Annotated in this window: 14 protein-coding genes; 10 read left to right on the top strand and 4 right to left on the bottom strand. The window is 70.7% G+C overall.

Translation table 11 applies throughout. The annotated features are described in order from the left end of the window. Positions 1-108: 108 nt before the first annotated feature. Entirely contained in the window at positions 109-954 is an 846-nt protein-coding gene (locus ACYU7L_RS03070) for an aldo/keto reductase (protein ID WP_460793731.1), read from the bottom strand. 570 nt (positions 955-1524) lie between these two features. On the opposite strand from ACYU7L_RS03070, the gene dnaK reads away from it, so the two are divergent. The 7 genes from dnaK (at position 1525) to ACYU7L_RS03035 (ending at position 10546) form a co-directional block, all read left to right on the top strand. Further along, on the top strand, positions 1525-3378 hold the full coding sequence (gene dnaK, locus ACYU7L_RS03065; RefSeq protein ID WP_460793730.1) for a molecular chaperone DnaK: 1854 nt from the start codon (positions 1525-1527) through the stop codon (positions 3376-3378). Continuing rightward, a complete protein-coding gene (grpE, locus tag ACYU7L_RS03060) occupies positions 3375-4019 on the top strand; it encodes a nucleotide exchange factor GrpE (protein ID WP_460793729.1) in 645 nt (214 codons plus the stop codon). Before dnaK ends, grpE begins: the two co-directional genes overlap by 4 nt. A gap of 28 nt (positions 4020-4047) precedes the next feature. Then, on the top strand, positions 4048-5235 hold the full coding sequence (gene dnaJ / locus ACYU7L_RS03055) for a molecular chaperone DnaJ (protein WP_460793728.1): 1188 nt from the start codon (positions 4048-4050) through the stop codon (positions 5233-5235). A gap of 1 nt (position 5236) precedes the next feature. Further along, positions 5237-5698, top strand: a complete 462-nt coding sequence (locus ACYU7L_RS03050; RefSeq protein WP_460793726.1) for a heat shock protein transcriptional repressor HspR — start codon at positions 5237-5239, stop codon at positions 5696-5698. 52 nt (positions 5699-5750) lie between these two features. Beyond that, a complete protein-coding gene (locus tag ACYU7L_RS03045) occupies positions 5751-6437 on the top strand; it encodes a VOC family protein (protein ID WP_460793725.1) in 687 nt (228 codons plus the stop codon). Positions 6438-6546: 109 nt separating this feature from the next. Next, entirely contained in the window at positions 6547-9168 is a 2622-nt protein-coding gene (gene clpB / locus ACYU7L_RS03040) for an ATP-dependent chaperone ClpB (RefSeq protein ID WP_460793724.1), read from the top strand. An 85-nt stretch (positions 9169-9253) separates the two neighbouring features. After that, the gene (locus ACYU7L_RS03035; RefSeq protein ID WP_460793723.1) at positions 9254-10546 is read left to right on the top strand and encodes a hypothetical protein; all 1293 of its coding nucleotides are present in this window, start codon (positions 9254-9256) and stop codon (positions 10544-10546) included. Positions 10547-10589: 43 nt separating this feature from the next. Here the strand turns inward: ACYU7L_RS03035 and ACYU7L_RS03030 are convergent, their stop codons facing one another. Beyond that, positions 10590-11753, bottom strand: a complete 1164-nt coding sequence (locus ACYU7L_RS03030; protein WP_460793721.1) for a pyridoxal phosphate-dependent aminotransferase — start codon at positions 11751-11753, stop codon at positions 10590-10592. Between the two features lie 49 nt (positions 11754-11802). On the opposite strand from ACYU7L_RS03030, the gene ACYU7L_RS03025 reads away from it, so the two are divergent. Together ACYU7L_RS03025 and pyrE are read left to right on the top strand one after the other, a co-directional pair. Continuing rightward, positions 11803-12468: a class E sortase gene (locus tag ACYU7L_RS03025; protein WP_460793720.1), complete on the top strand. Its 666-nt coding sequence runs from the start codon at positions 11803-11805 to the stop codon at positions 12466-12468. 43 nt (positions 12469-12511) lie between these two features. Beyond that, positions 12512-13051 (top strand): orotate phosphoribosyltransferase, encoded by a 540-nt coding sequence (gene pyrE / locus ACYU7L_RS03020; RefSeq protein ID WP_460793719.1) that lies wholly within the window; start codon positions 12512-12514, stop codon positions 13049-13051. Between the two features lie 7 nt (positions 13052-13058). On the opposite strand, the gene ACYU7L_RS03015 is transcribed toward pyrE, so the two are convergent. Together ACYU7L_RS03015 and ACYU7L_RS03010 are read right to left on the bottom strand one after the other, a co-directional pair. Beyond that, positions 13059-13682, bottom strand: coding sequence for a hypothetical protein (locus tag ACYU7L_RS03015; RefSeq protein WP_460793718.1), 624 nt, complete (start codon positions 13680-13682; stop codon positions 13059-13061). A 121-nt stretch (positions 13683-13803) separates the two neighbouring features. Continuing rightward, the gene (locus ACYU7L_RS03010) at positions 13804-14550 is read right to left on the bottom strand and encodes a DedA family protein (RefSeq protein WP_460793717.1); all 747 of its coding nucleotides are present in this window, start codon (positions 14548-14550) and stop codon (positions 13804-13806) included. Positions 14551-14637: 87 nt separating this feature from the next. Between ACYU7L_RS03010 and ACYU7L_RS03005 the strand changes: the two genes are divergently transcribed. Continuing rightward, positions 14638-15276, top strand: a complete 639-nt coding sequence (locus ACYU7L_RS03005; protein ID WP_460796557.1) for a TrmH family RNA methyltransferase — start codon at positions 14638-14640, stop codon at positions 15274-15276. The last annotated feature ends 17 nt before the right edge of the window (positions 15277-15293 follow it).

The following is a 15293-nucleotide window of genomic DNA, read 5'->3' as shown; positions in this document are numbered from 1 at the left end:
GTCGGTTTCCCCGGTCGACCGGGGATCGCTGAACTTGTCAGGCGAAACTTCGCCCGACAACATCAGGTTTCCCCGGTCGACCGGGGAAACCGACAGGCGCTCAGTCGCTCAGGCGGGCACCCAGTCGAACGTGTCCGGGTTGGGGCCCTGGCGGCCGGCCTCGCCCTGGTCGAGGGCGCTGATGGCGGCGACGTCGTCGGCGGTGAGCGTGAAGTCGAAGATTTCGAAGTTCTCGCGCATCCGCTCGGGGGACATCGACTTGGGGAAGACGATGTCGCCGCGCTCGATGTGCCAGCGCAGCGTCACCTGGGCGGGCGTCTTGCCGACGCGGCCGGCGATCTCGTTGATCACCGGGTCGCCGAGGACCTTGCCCTGGGCGATGGGGGACCAGGCCTCGACCTCGACGCCGTGACGGATCGAGGCGGCGCGGGCCTCATCGTTGGCGAAGTAGGGGTGGACCTCGATCTGGTTGACCACCGGCACGACGCCGGTCTCCTCGACGATCCGGTCGAGGTGGGCGGGCTGGAAGTTCGAGACGCCGACCGACGTGGCGCGGCCGTCGGCGACGAACTCGGCCAGCGTGCGCCAGGTGGACACGAAGTCGCCGTCGTACTTGGTCGGCAGCGGCCAGTGGATCAGGAACAGGTCGATCCGGTCGAGGCCGAGCGCCTCGAGGGTGGCGTCGAAGGCGCGGCGCGCGTCGTCGGGGCGGTGCACGTGGTTGTGCAGCTTGCTGGTCACGTAGAGCTCGTCGCGGGAGATGCCGGACGCGGCGATCGCCTGGCCCACGCCCTGCTCGTTGCCGTACATCTGCGCGGTGTCGATGTGGCGGTAGCCGATCTCGAACGCCGAGGCGACGGTGGCCGCGGTCTCCTCGGGCGGGACCTGGTAGACCCCGAAGCCGAGCTGGGGGATGGTCGTCTGGTCATGAAGGGTGATGACGGGAACGCTCATGCGGGGCCCAACAACCCTGCCTGCGACCTATTCCGGAATGGGTGCGCACTGTGGGGTAGGTCGCATCGCTCGGCGGGCGTGGTGTGGGCCGCCGTTTGGTCCCCAACGGCAGTGATTTCGGGCATAGACGTGCAGTCTCTGACCAATCGGCGCCCCCTCGGCGCAGTACGACGAGCAAGGCGCCGGGTCGCGACGTACCAGGGGCGGGGACCGATCACGTCGTACCGCCAGGAGAGGGATGAGGCATCGCCGATTGGGCAGAGACTGCATGCCTGAGACTGTTTTCGTCGCCGTTGGGGACCAAACGGCAACCCGCCGCCGCCACCGACCGCCACCGAAGGCACCCCGGCCGGAGGATCTCGAAATCCCTCGGAAGACGGGAACATCCACCCCGCCCCTTGCGTTAGTCCCTGTGAACGAAGTTGAGTTGATCGCACTCAAGTTATTTGCGAGACTCGCTTCGGCGACGCACCATAGACAGCACGCCCCGAGCGATCGGGCCCCAAGACTGACAAGAGCACTGACACGGAACGCGGGCACACCAGCCCAGAAGCAACCGGAGGTATCCCCATGGCACGCGCGGTCGGCATTGACCTCGGGACGACCAACTCGGTCGTCGCAATCCTCGAGGGTGGCGAACCCACCGTCATCGCAAACGCGGAAGGCGCCCGCACCACCCCGTCGGTCGTCGCCTTCGCCAAGTCCGGCGAGGTCCTCGTCGGCGAGGTCGCCAAGCGGCAGGCCGTCACCAACGTCGACCGGACGATCCGCTCGGTCAAGCGCCACATGGGCACCGACTGGAAGACCCAGGTCGACGACAAGTCCTTCACCCCCCAGCAGATCAGCGCGTTCGTGCTGCAGAAGCTCAAGCGCGACGCCGAGGCCTACCTCGGCGAGCCGGTGACCGACGCGGTCATCACCGTGCCGGCCTACTTCTCCGACGCGCAGCGCCAGGCCACCAAGGAGGCCGGTGAGATCGCGGGCCTCAACGTGAGCCGCATCGTCAACGAGCCCACCGCCGCGGCGCTGGCCTACGGCCTCGACAAGGGCGACGACCAGACGATCCTCGTCTTCGACCTCGGTGGCGGCACGTTCGACGTGTCCCTGCTCGAGATCGGCGAGGGCGTCGTCGAGGTCAAGGCGACCTCCGGTGACAACCACCTCGGTGGTGACGACTGGGACTCCCGCGTCGTCGAGTGGATGGTCAAGAAGTTCAAGGACAACAACGGCGTCGACCTCGCGGCCGACAAGATCGCCAAGCAGCGCCTCCAGGAGGCCGCGGAGAAGGCGAAGATCGAGCTCTCGTCCTCGAGCGAGACCACGATCCACCTGCCCTACATCACCCACGGTGAGTCCGGCCCGCTGCACTTCGAGGAGAAGATGACGCGCAGCGAGTTCCAGAAGCTCACCGCGGACCTGCTCGAGCGCACCAAGAAGCCCTTCCAGCAGGTGCTCAAGGACGGCGGCGTGGCCGTCGACAAGATCGACCACGTGGTCCTCGTCGGTGGCTCCACCCGGATGCCCGCCGTCAGCGAGGTCGTCAAGGACCTGCTCGGTGGCAAGGAGCCCAACAAGGGCGTCAACCCCGACGAGGTCGTCGCCGTCGGCGCCGCGCTCCAGGCCGGCGTCCTCAAGGGCGAGGTCAAGGACGTGCTGCTCCTCGACGTCACCCCGCTCTCGCTCGGCATCGAGACCAAGGGCGGCGTGATGACCACGCTGATCGAGCGCAACACCACGATCCCGACCAAGCGCAGCGAGATCTTCACGACCGCCGACGACAACCAGCCGTCGGTCGAGATCAAGGTCGCCCAGGGCGAGCGCCAGATGTGGGCGCAGAACCAGCCCCTCGGCAACTTCGAGCTCACCGGTCTGCCGCCGGCCCCCCGCGGCATCCCGAAGATCGAGGTCACCTTCGACATCGACGCCAACGGCATCGTGCACGTCTCGGCGAAGGACCAGGGCTCGGGCAAGGAGCAGTCGATGACGATCTCCGGCGGCTCCGCCCTCGGCAAGGACGAGATCGACCGGATGGTCCGCGAGGCCGAGCAGTACGCCGAGGAGGACGCCAAGCGTCGCGAGACCGTCGAGGTCCGCAACCAGGCCGACAGCCTCGTCTACTCGACCGAGAAGTTCCTCACCGAGAACGACGAGAAGCTGCCCGAGGACGTCAAGACCGAGGTCCAGGCCGACCTCGACGCCCTCAAGGCCACCCTGGAGAACGCCGAGTCGAGCTCCGAGGACCTGCAGGCCGGCATCACCAAGCTCAACGAGTCGAGCCAGAAGATGGGCGCCGCGATGTACGCCGCCGCGGAGGCCGACCAGGCCGCTGCCGGCGGTGCGGCCACCGGCTCGGGCGAGGCCGAGGACGACGTCGTCGACGCCGAGATCATCGACGAGGACACCCCCGAGGGTGAGTCCAAGTGACCCCTTCCCCCGAGGGCCAGTCCCCCGAGGGCCAGTCCTCCCAGGACGACCGCACACCGGAGGGGGAGCCGCGCGACGCCGCGGCTCCCTCCCCGGAGGGTGTTGCCCCGGACCCGGCCGATCTCTCGCCCGAGGCGGCAGAGGAGCTGCTCGAGGAGGAGCTGGAGGACGATCTCGGCCGGGCCCGTCGCGACGTGGTCGAGCTGACCTCCGACCTGCAGCGCCTGCAGGCCGAGTTCCTCAACTACAAGCGGCGCGTCGACCGGGACCGGGACCTGATCCGCGAGAACGCGACGTACACCGCGCTAGCGCCAATCACCGAGGTCCTCGACACCATCGACCGGGCCCGCGAGCACGGTGAGGTCGAGGGCGGCTTCAAGGCCGTCGCCGACCAGCTCGAGCGGGTCGTCACGGGTGTCGGCCTGATCAAGTACGGCGCTCCCGGCGACCCCTTCGACCCGACGATCCACGAGGCCCTCTCCCACCTGGGCGAGGACGCGGGAGTCGAGGTGACCACCTGCAAGGTGGTCGCGAAGGCCGGCTACCGGATCGGGGACCGGGTCGTCCGCGCCGCCCAGGTGCTGGTCGTCGACCCGGCTGCACCCACGGCGCCTGCGGCAGACTCGTCCGCGGGCGAGTAGAAACCACACACGGAGAGGAGGTGCGCGCGTGACCAATGCGGACTGGGTGAAGAAGGACTTCTACAAGGAGCTCGGGGTGTCCAAGGACGCCACCGCCGACGAGATCAAGAAGGCGTACCGCAAGCTGGCGCGCGCGCACCACCCCGACTCCAACCCCGGCGACACTGCCAAGCACGACCGCTTCAAGGCGGTCGCCGAGGCCTACGACGTCGTCGGCGACCCCGAGAAGCGCAAGCAGTACGACGAGCTGCGGCGCGTCGTCGTGGGTGGCTTCGGCGGATTCCCCGGTGGCTTCGGCGGTCGCACCGGCGGCACCACCACCGGTGGGTTCGACATCAACGACCTGCTCCGCGACCGCGCCGGCGCCCCCGGTGGCGCCGGCGGCGCGGGAGGCGGCTTCGGCGACATGTTCGGCGACCTCTTCGGAGGCGGCCGGGCGCGCCAGACCCGACCGCGCCCGCAGAAGGGCCCGGACCTCGAGAGCACCGCGACGATCAGCTTCACCGACGCCCTCGAGGGCGTCACGATCTCGTTGCGGTTGGCCAGCGACGCCCCCTGCCCCGACTGCAACGGCACCGGTGGCAAGCCCGGCACCCGGCCCCACGTCTGTCCCGAGTGCGAGGGCGCCGGCTACGTCGCGGCGATGGCAGGCGGCGCCTTCACGATGAACGAGACCTGCCCGTCGTGCGGTGGCCGCCAGCTGGTGTACGACGACCCGTGCCCGACGTGCCAGGGCAGCGGCCGCGGTCGCTCCGCCCGGACGATTCAGGCCCGCATCCCCGCCGGCGTCAAGGACGGCCAGCGGATCCGGCTGCGCGGCAAGGGCGGCGGCGGCGAGAACGGCGGCACCGCCGGCGACCTCTTCGTCACCGTCAAGGTCTCCCCGCACCGCGTCTTCGGGCGCAAGGACGACAACCTCACGCTCGACGTGCCGGTCTCCTTCGACGAGGCGGCGCTGGGCGCGGAGATCAAGATCCCGACGCTCAGTGGCAGCCCGGTGACGCTGCGGCTGCCCCCGGGCACCCCCAACGGGCGCACGTTCCGCGTCCGCGGCAAGGGCGCCCCCAAGCCCGACGGCACCAAGGGCGACCTGCTGGCCACCATCGAGGTGCACGTGCCGGCGACGCTCGACCCGGCCGCCCGGGAGGCGGTCGAGGCCTATCGTGCCGCGACAGTCGGGAAGCCCTTGCGTACGGGGCTCTTCGAGGGGGTCTGAGATGGCCGGGCGGCAGTCACGGGAGGGCGCAGGCGGCTTCCGTCCGGGGCTGGGCGCGGACGCCGCCGTCTACGTGATCAGCGTGGCCGCGGAGCTGACCGGCCTGCATCCCCAGACGCTGCGGACCTACGAGCGCCTCGGGCTGATCACCCCTGGGCGCACCGGCGGCGGAGGTCGTCGCTACTCGCAGCGCGACATCGAGCTGCTGCGCGAGATCGCCGACCTCACCGCGTCCGGCATCGGCATCGAGGGCGTCCGACGCATCCTCGACCTGGAGAACCAGGTCGTCGCGCTCCAGCTGCGCAACGAGGAGCTGCTCGCCGAGCTGGAGGGGACGCGCGAGGCGCTGCGTGCGGCCCTCGTCGCTCGTCGTACGACGCAGGGGCAGCCGACGAACAAGCTCCCCGTGCTGCGGGGCGCACGCCCCAGCCAGGAAGTCGTGCTCTGGCGGCGCAGGAGCTGAGGCGTGCGCGCCTCGCCGGCTGGTCCTGGACGTGATGACTAGGTTGGCGGGCATGGCTCTCGCGACGTTCAAGGACCTGTGCATCGACGCCGTCGATCCGGTGGCGCTCGGCGACTTCTGGGCCGGTGCGCTGGGGCGCGAGCGTGAACGACGCAAGGACGGCATGGTGCTGCTCACCGGCCCCACCCCACGGCACACGATCTGGGTCAACGCCGTCCCCGAGCCGGTGAGCGTCAAGCAGCGGGTGCACCTCGACGTGCACGCCCGCAGTGTCGACGACGTGCTGGCGCTGGGGGCGACTGCGCTCGACCTGGAGAGCTTTCGGTGGAAGGTGCTTGCCGATCCCGAGGGGGGCGAGCTGTGCGTGTTCGAGCGCGAGGAGGTGCCGACCGAGCGCCTCTACGAGATCGTCGTCGACTCGGTCGACCCCGTGGCTCAGGCCCGTTGGTGGGCCACTCTGCTCGGGGCCTCGCAGGGGCACGACGCCGAGCACGGCTGGGCCTGGGTCGAGGACATCCCCGGGGCGCCGTTCGAGTCGCTGGTCTTCGTGTCGGTGCCGGAGCCCAAGGCCGTCAAGAACCGGATCCACCTCGACGTCGACACGGCCGACCTCGCCGCGCTGACCGCGGGCTCCCAGGACTGGCAGGCGGCGCGGGTGCTGCGCGCCCAGGACGACGAGATCGGCTGGACCGTGCTCGCCGACCCGGAGGGCAACGAGTTCTGCGCGTTTCAGAGTTGAGTGGAATAGACTCAACTTTGCTGATGTTCCCTGACTGACGCACCCGTTCGGCGCAGGCCGGTCAGGCACGTTCCACAGAAGCCGTTTTTCGAGCAGCAGGAGAGGCGAGATGAGCCAGTTCGGAGCCGACAAGTTCACCACCCGCAGCCGCGAGGCGATCGAGGCCGCCCAGGTCTCGGCGACCACGGCCGGCAACACCACCACCGAGCCCATCCACCTCCTCGTCGCGCTGCTGCTCCAGGAGGGCGGCACACCGGCCAACATGGTGACCAAGGCGGGAGCCGACGCCCCGACCCTGGTGCGCAACGCCGCGGCCATGCGCGACGCCCTCCCCAAGGCCACCGGCGCGACGGTCCAGCAGCCCGCGGCCTCCGCTGCGCTGACCCGCGTGCTCGCCTCGGCGATCGACCTCGCAGCGAGCATGAAGGACGACTACGTCGCCACCGAGCACCTGCTGATCGCCCTCGCGGGCGTGGAGAGCTCGGCGCAGAAGGTCCTCGTCGACGCCGGCCTCACCGAGGCGGGACTGCGCGAGGGGCTGACCGCCGTACGCGGCAACCGGCGGGTCACCAGCCAGGACGCCGAGTCGACCTACGAGGCGCTGGAGAAGTACTCCGTCGACCTCACCCAGGCCGCGGAGGAGGGGCGCCTCGACCCGGTCATCGGCCGCGACGCCGAGATCCGCCGCGTCGTGCAGGTGCTGAGCCGACGCACGAAGAACAACCCCGTGCTGATCGGTGAGCCGGGCGTCGGCAAGACCGCCGTCGTCGAGGGTCTCGCCCAGCGCGTGGTCGCCGGTGACGTGCCCGACTCCCTCAAGGGTCGCCGGGTGCTGAGCCTGGACCTGGCCGCGATGGTGGCGGGCGCGAAGTATCGCGGCGAGTTCGAGGAGCGGCTCAAGGCCGTGCTCGAGGAGATCAAGGAGGCCGGCGGCCAGGTCATCACGTTCATCGACGAGCTGCACACGGTCGTCGGCGCGGGTGCCAGCGGCGAGGGCGCGATGGACGCCGGCAACATGCTCAAGCCGATGCTCGCGCGTGGCGAGCTCCACATGATCGGCGCGACCACCCTCGACGAGTACCGCGAGCGGATCGAGAAGGACCCGGCCCTGGAGCGCCGCTTCCAGCAGGTCTTCGTCGGCGAGCCGAGCGTCGAGGACACGATCCAGATCCTGCGCGGCATCCAGGAGAAGTACGAGGCGCACCACGGCGTCCGGATCACCGACGCCGCCCTGGTCGCCGCCGCCACGCTGTCGGACCGCTACATCTCCGGGCGCCAGCTGCCCGACAAGGCCATCGACCTCATCGACGAGGCCGCCTCGCGGCTGCGGATGGAGATCGAGTCCTCGCCCGAGGAGATCGACCAGCTGCGCCGCCACGTCGACCGGCTCAAGATGGAGCGCTTCGCCCTCGAGAAGGAGAGCGACGACGCCTCGCGCGAGCGCCTCGAGAAGCTGATCGCCGACCTGGCCGACAACGAGGAGGAGCTGCGCGCGCTCGAGCAGCGCTGGGAGCTGGAGAAGTCGTCGCTCGAGGGCGAGGGCGAGCTGCGCCGCCAGCTCGACCAGCTCCGTGTCGAGGCCGACCGGCTGCTGCGCGACGGCAACCTCGCCGCTGCCAGCGAGATCAATTACGGCCGGATCCCCGAGCTGGAGAGGAAGCTCGCCGCGGCCGACTCGGCCCTGAAGGTCGAGACCGCCGAGCCGCTCGTCGGCGAGGAGGTCGGCGCCGAGCAGGTCGCCGAGGTCGTCGAGGCCTGGACCGGGATCCCCACCGGCCGGATGCTGCAGGGCGAGACCGCCAAGCTGCTCGAGATGGAGCAGGTGATCGGCGAGCGGCTGATCGGCCAGAAGGCGGCCGTCAACGCCGTGAGTGACGCCGTACGACGCGCGCGGGCCGGCATCTCCGACCCCAACCGGCCGACCGGGTCGTTCCTCTTCCTCGGCCCCACCGGCACCGGCAAGACCGAGCTGGCCAAGGCCCTGGCCGACTTCCTCTTCGACGACGAGCGGGCGATCGTCCGCATCGACATGAGCGAGTACTCCGAGAAGCACACGGTCTCGCGGCTCGTCGGTGCCCCGCCCGGCTACGTGGGCTACGACGAGGGTGGCCAGCTCACCGAGGCGGTGCGGCGTCGGCCCTACTCCGTCGTACTCCTCGACGAGGTGGAGAAGGCGCACCCCGAGGTCTTCGACATCCTGCTCCAGGTGCTCGACGACGGCCGGCTGACCGACGGCCAGGGGCGCACGGTCGACTTCCGCAACACGCTGCTGATCCTGACCAGCAACCTCGGCTCGCAGTTCCTCGTCGACCCGCTGATGGACGTCGAGGCCAAGCACGCCTCGGTGATGGCGGTCGTGCGCTCATCGTTCAAGCCGGAGTTCCTCAACCGCCTCGACGAGGTGGTGATGTTCGACGCGCTGACCAAGGACGAGCTGACCCACATCGTCGACCTGCAGCTGGCGCTGCTGGAGAAGCGGCTCGCGGTGCGCCGGATCACGATCGCGGTGAGCGACGACGCCCGGACCTGGCTGGCCGACACCGGCTACGACCCGGCGTACGGCGCGCGCCCGCTGCGCCGGCTGATCCAGACGGCGATCGGCGACCCGCTGGCTCGGATGCTGATCGGGGGGCAGATCGCCGACGGCGGCTCCGTCGACGTCGGTCTCGCCGCCGACGGGCGCGAGCTGGAGCTGCGGCCGGTGGTGAGCACGGAGAAGCCCAGAGTCTGAGCGCCAGAGTCTGAGCGCCAGAGTCTGAGCAGCCGGGGACTGAGCGGTTGGGGGTCGATTGGGTGCTGCGTGATGGAATGACGAGGTGAGTGACGCCAAACCCCTGCCCCGTCCCCGACAGGTCACCGTCGCCGGGTGGGCCGTGGTCATGGCCTCGGTCTTCCTGCTGATGACCGTCTTCCAGGCGATCGCCGACCTCCGCTCCCTGGAGTCGCGGGAGGCGGTCGCCGAATTCCTCGACACTCCGCCCGGGAACGCCTTCGACATCGGGGTCGAGTCCGCACTCGACCTGCTGCACACGACGATGCTCGTCTCCGGGGCCTGTGCGGCCGCGGCGGCGATCCTGGGGTACTTCGCGCTGCAGCGCAACCAGGGCGCTCGGATCGGCCTGTCGGTGGTGGCGCCGGTGCTCCTCGTCAGCGGGGCGGCCACCGGAGGACTCCTCTCCTCGGTGGTCGTGGCCGCCACGCTGTCGCTGTGGCTGCAGCCGGCCAGGGACTGGTTCGCCGGTCGGGAGCCGCGTCCGGTCGCGCCTCGGCCAGACACGCCTCGACCGCAGACCCCCCGGCCCGTCGAGCGCGAGGACGTGCCGCCGGTCGGTGGCCCCGACGCCCCCGACGTGCGCACGGTCGCTCCCTGGGGTACGCCGCCCACCGCGGGTGTCGAGCAGGAGCCGCGACCGTTCCCGGGATTCGGGAGTGCGCCTGGCGAGCCCCAGCAGCCGGTGCAGCCCGAGCAGCCACCCGCTCAGGCGCAGCAGCCCTGGGGCCAGCCCGCGGCGTACCCCGAGCAGCCGTACGGCCAGCAGCCCCAGCAGCCCTACGGCCAGCAGCCCTATGGCCAGCAGTCTTACGGTCAGCCCTACCCGCAGCAGCAGTACGACCCTCAGGGCTGGGCCCAGCAGCCCGGGCAGTTTGCTCCGGCTCAGTACGCCGAGCGTGGCCCGCGACCGCGTGCGGTCCTGGTCGCGGCGCTGCTGACCTGGGTCTTCTCGGGCCTGGCGCTGCTGATCACCGTGGCGAGCATGGCCATCCTCGCGGGCGACCCCGACCTGGTCCTCGACGAGGTGCGGCGCACCAACCCGGAGATCTTCGAGCAGCAGGGCGTCACCGAGCAGCTGATCATCAACACGACCTACTTCATGGGCGGTGTGCTGGTGATCTGGGCGCTCGCCGCGATCGTGCTGGCCGTCCTCGCGATGCGCGGACTCGGCTGGGCCCGGATCATGCTGATCATCTCCGCGGCCGGCACGGCCGGCTTCTGCCTGCTCGGCGCTCTCAGCAGCCCGCTGCTCCTGCTGCCGGTGATCGCCGCGGCGGGGACGCTGCAGGCGCTCCTGCGCCGCGACGTACGCGCCTGGTTCGCCCCCCGCCGCTGACCCGTCAGAAACTCCGGCTGGGTCGCGCGAAGTTGGCGCCGGGTCAGCGGGGGAGGGGGGCTGCTGCCAGGCGGCGCACGCCCTCTGCGATGAGGGCCGGCTCCTTGCAGAAGGCCCAGCGGACCAGGTGACGGCCCTCGTCGACGTCGTCGTAGAAGCCCTGGACCGGGATCGCCACCACGCCGGCGCGCTTGGGCAGGGCCAGGCAGAAGGCGCGGCCGTCCTCCCAGCCGAGGTGGCGCACATCGGTGGTGGCGAAGTAGGTGCCCTCGGGCACGCGCGGGGTCAGGCCGGCGTCGACGAGACCGGCGCACAGCAGGTCGCGGCGCGCGCTCAGGTCCGCGGCGAGCCGGGTCGGGAAGTCCGGCTCCTCGTCCAGGGCGAGCGCGACGGCGGGCTGCAGGGGCGAGCCGGAGGTGAAGGTCAGCCACTGCTTGGCCCCGAGTACGGCGCCCACGAGCGCGGCGGGACCGGTCGCCCAGCCGACCTTCCAGCCGGTGAAGGAGTACGACTTCCCCGCGCTGGACAGCGTCACCGTGCGCTCGAACATCCCCGGGAGGGTCGCCAGCGGGACGTGCGCGTGGCCGTCGAAGGTCAGGTGCTCGTAGACCTCGTCGGTCACCACGACCAGGTCGTGGCGGATCGCGACGTCGGCGACGGCCTGCAGCTCCGCGCGGGTGAGCACCGTCCCGGTCGGGTTGTGCGGCGTGTTGAGCAGGATCAGCCGGGTGCGGTCGGTGACCGCAGCCTCCAGCGCCGCCGGGTCGAGGCGGAAGTCGGGCGCGCGGAGGGTGACCGGGCGCCGTACGCCGCCGGCCATCTGGATCATCGCGAGGTAGGAGTCGTAGTAGGGCTCGAGCACCACCACCTCGTCGCCCGGGTCGACCAGGCCCAGCAGGGCGGCGGCGATGCCCTCGGTCGCCCCGGTCGTCACGACCACCTCGCGGTCGGGATCGAGCTCGAGACCGTAGTGGCGCTGCTGGTGCCGGGCGATCGCCTCGCGCAGGGCGGGGATGCCGATGCCGGGGGCGTACTGGTTGGCGCCCTCGCGCAGCGCCCGCACCGCCCGCTCGATCACCGCAGGCGGGCCGTCGACGTCGGGGAACCCCTGGCCCAGGTTGACCGCCCCGGTGCGGAGCGCCAGCGCCGACATCTCGGAGAAGACGGTCGGCGGGATGCCCTTCAGTCGCTTCGCCTCGGTGCGCATCCCCCGAGGCTAGCGAGCGTCTCGGGAACCTCCAGGCACAATCAAGCCCATGTCGAAGCCTCCTCGCACCCGCGGCGCCCGCTGGGCTCTCCTCGTCGGGGTCGCCTTGATCGTCGCTGGACTGGGGGCGCTGGGCTACGTCGGGTGGCAGATGTATGGCACCAACTGGGTCTCCGAGCGCAAGCACGCCGACATCGTCGAGACCCTGGAGCAGGACTGGGACGCCGGCGAGCGGTTCGCCGAGGTCGGGGACGGCAAGGCGACCGCGATCATCCGGATCCCGCGCTTCGGCAGGAAGTGGGCCGTGCCCGTGCTCGAGGGCACCTCCGACAAGGTGCTGGCGGCCGGCATCGGTCATTTCGAGGGTACGGCGAGCGCGGGCGCGGTGGGCAACTATGCGCTCGCCGGACACCGGGTGACGCACGGCGAGCCCTTCGCCGACATGCCGCGGCTGCGGGCCGGCGACAAGGTGATCGTCGAGACGCGCGAGGCCGTCTTCACCTATGAGCTCGACTCGGGCGGTGAGGACCTCAACGTGCCGTTCACCGAGACCTGGGTGGTCGACCCGCTGCCGCGCAACCCTGATGAGGGCGAGGTGCAACCGCGCCAGCGCAAGGGCCAGCGGCTGATCACGCTGACCACCTGTGCCGAGCTCTTCCACACCGACGACCGGCTGATCGCGTTCGGGCACCTCGTCGACGAGCAGCGCCGCTAGCCTGTCCTGAGGGCTGCCGCCGGGACCCACTAGGCTCGCGGTCATGACCGACCGCGACGTCCTGCTCGACCAGATCAACACCAAGGCGATCGTGCGGGGCAGGGTCACCCTGTCCTCGGGCAAGGACGCCGACTACTACGTCGACATGCGCCGGATCACCCTCGACGCGCAGGCCGCGCCGGCCATCGGCCGGGTGATGCTCGAGCTCACCGCGGACTGGGACTTCGACGCCGTCGGCGGCCTCACGCTGGGCGCCGACCCGGTCGCCACCGCGATGATGCACCAGGCCGCCGAGGCGGGCCGCGAGCTCGACTGCTTCGTGATCCGCAAGTCCCAGAAGGTGCACGGTCTGCAGAAGCTCATCGAGGGACCGTCCGTGGCGGGGCGCCGGGTGCTCGCCGTCGACGACACCTCCACCACCGGTGGCTCCGCGCTGGAGGCGGTCGCCGCGCTGCGCGAGGCGGGAGCGACCGTGGTCGGCGTCGCCGTCATCGTCGACCGCGACACGGGCGCCAAGGAGAACGTCGAGGCAGAGGGGCTGGACTACCGCTTCGCCGTCGGCAAGGACCAGCTCGACCTCTGAGCGCTGCTCACCCGCGTCGGATGCGAGGGCCTTCGACGACCACGTCCTCGCCGACCCTGCCCTTCCGGCTCACGTCGTCGGCATAGAGCCGCTCGCCGTCGAGCATGCCGTGGCCGCCGCCGACCCGGATCCACGCGGGGTTCGACAGGCAGCGGCGCGGGACGACCGCCCGCACCGTGTCGGCGCGGTAGTCGACCCGGGTGCGCAGACCCCGGCAGGCGCGGTCACGGTCCTCGACCGACCACATCCGCTCACCCTGCCAGTCCCTCTTCGCCACGTAGATGCCCAGGTCGGCGCGGCGGCCCTCATCGGTGCGCAGCGCGAAGACGTGCACCACGCCGGCGGCCGGGACGCGGGTGAGTCGCGCCAGGCGCAGCGTGAGCCGGACGTTGCGGGGTCCGTGCGTGACCCTCAGGGAGCGGACGTCGCCCTCGGTCCGGGTGGGCTCCGGGCGGCGGATGACGTCGTCGTCGATGCCCTGCGACCTCACGTCGCGAGCGGCGTCGCGCACGACATGGCTGTCCGCGGAGGCGGGTGCGGCGGCGAGTGCGAGACCGACGCTGAGGGAGACGGTGAGGGCTGCGGTGAGGGCGGCGTTGAGGGCGGGGCTCGGGACGAGGCGAGGTGACATGGGGGCTCCCCAGGCTGGGGGTCGGTGGTCCGACCGGTCAACTCGACGCTAGGCGCGCGGAGCCGGGGCCCGGCAGAGGCGGCGTACCCGACTGTCGTGAGCCCGCAGGCTCAGCTGGGGCTCAGCGCTCGCGCGCGGGGCCCGCGTCGAAGCCGGCGATGTCGAGGTCGGGGCGGCCGTCGTGGTCGTTGTCGTCGCCGCGCCTGCTCGCCGTACGGCGGTGGCGCCACCACTCCCAGATCACGGGGATGATCGAGAAGGCGAGGATGACGATGATCGCCTTGTCGATGTTCTCGCCCAGCGACGGGAAGCGGCGGCCGAGGAAGTAGCCCATCAGCATGATCGACATGACCCAGAGCACCGCGCCGATGGCGCTCCACAGGAAGAAGCGGGCTCGCTCCATCCGGGTCACGCCGGCCACGACGGTGATGAAGGTGCGCACGAACGGCACGAAGCGGCCGATCACCAGGGCCTTGTTGCCGTGCTTGTCGAAGAAGACCTGGGTCTGGTCGAAGTACTTCTTCTTCAGGAAGCGCCCGTCACGGGCATAGAGCGGCGGCCCGATGGCGCGGCCGATCTCATAGCCGCTGACGTTGCCGAGGAAGGCGGCCGCCGTGAGCAGCACCAGTGCGATGCCGAGCTCGAGCAGCGGGCTCCCCGGGAACAGGTCGATCCGCTCGGTGGCGATGAACAGACCCAGCGCGAAGAGCAGGGTGTCGCCGGGCAGGAACGGGAAGAACAGTCCGCACTCGATGAAGATGATCGCCAGCGAGATCCAGAACAGCTCGGCACCGAATTGGTCGAGCAGCCAGTTGGGGTCCATCCAGTCCATGCCCAACAGCATCGGAAGGGTCATGAGTGCGTCCACCACAGCAGCCTAACGGGCGGTACCCACACCGACCCAGACGTTAACCTCCTGGGCGTGGACCAGGAACAGCGCGCGCCGTACGACCCGATGCCGCACGGTCCCGACGAGGTGGGCCTGGGGCCGTGGCCGGGCGCCTGGCCCGAGGGCGAGCAGTACGACGCGGAGCTGCTCGCGCACGGGGACCGACGCAACGTCGTCGACCGCTACCGCTACTGGAAGATGGAGGCGATCGTCGCCGACCTCGACGAGCGACGCCACGACTTCCACGTCGCCATCGAGAACTGGCAGCACGACTTCAACATCGGCACGATCGTCCGCAGCGCCAACGCGTTCCTGGCCGCCGAGGTGCACATCGTCGGTCGCAAGCGGTGGAACCGGCGCGGGGCGATGGTCACCGACCGCTACCAGCACGTCCGCCACCACGAGACGGCTTCCGACCTGCGCGCCTACCTCGCCGAGTGCGACGTACAGCTGCTCGGCATCGACAACCTGCCGGGCTCGCTGCACCTGGAGACCGCGACGGTGCCGCGCCGGGTCTGCTTCCTCTTCGGGCAGGAGGGGCCGGGGCTCTCCGACGGCGCGCGGGAGGCGTGCGACGGCACCTTCTCGATCGCGCAGTTCGGCTCGACCCGCTCGATCAACGCCAGCGCCGCCGCGGCGATCGCGATGCACAGCTGGATCCGGGAGTACGCCGACCTGTCGGGCGACGTCGCCTGGCGCGGGTGAGCGTCGCGACCCGGGCG

It is taken from the genome of Nocardioides pacificus (assembly GCF_054775955.1).
This window is presented reverse-complemented; position numbering and strand designations above follow the sequence as displayed.

What these genes read in the sequence shown, in the direction of transcription:
- pyrE (WP_460793719.1), top strand. Translation starts at nt 12,512, where the DNA reads ATGACCGACCGCGACGTCCTGCTCGACCAGATCAACACCAAGGCGATC.
- ACYU7L_RS03045 (WP_460793725.1), top strand. Translation starts at nt 5,751, where the DNA reads ATGGCTCTCGCGACGTTCAAGGACCTGTGCATCGACGCCGTCGATCCG.
- dnaK (WP_460793730.1), top strand. Translation starts at nt 1,525, where the DNA reads ATGGCACGCGCGGTCGGCATTGACCTCGGGACGACCAACTCGGTCGTC.
- ACYU7L_RS03070 (WP_460793731.1), bottom strand. Translation starts at nt 954, where the DNA reads ATGAGCGTTCCCGTCATCACCCTTCATGACCAGACGACCATCCCCCAG.
- ACYU7L_RS03030 (WP_460793721.1), bottom strand. Translation starts at nt 11,753, where the DNA reads ATGCGCACCGAGGCGAAGCGACTGAAGGGCATCCCGCCGACCGTCTTC.
- ACYU7L_RS03025 (WP_460793720.1), top strand. Translation starts at nt 11,803, where the DNA reads ATGTCGAAGCCTCCTCGCACCCGCGGCGCCCGCTGGGCTCTCCTCGTC.
- ACYU7L_RS03015 (WP_460793718.1), bottom strand. Translation starts at nt 13,682, where the DNA reads ATGTCACCTCGCCTCGTCCCGAGCCCCGCCCTCAACGCCGCCCTCACC.
- ACYU7L_RS03005 (WP_460796557.1), top strand. Translation starts at nt 14,638, where the DNA reads ATGCCGCACGGTCCCGACGAGGTGGGCCTGGGGCCGTGGCCGGGCGCC.
- ACYU7L_RS03050 (WP_460793726.1), top strand. Translation starts at nt 5,237, where the DNA reads ATGGCCGGGCGGCAGTCACGGGAGGGCGCAGGCGGCTTCCGTCCGGGG.
- clpB (WP_460793724.1), top strand. Translation starts at nt 6,547, where the DNA reads ATGAGCCAGTTCGGAGCCGACAAGTTCACCACCCGCAGCCGCGAGGCG.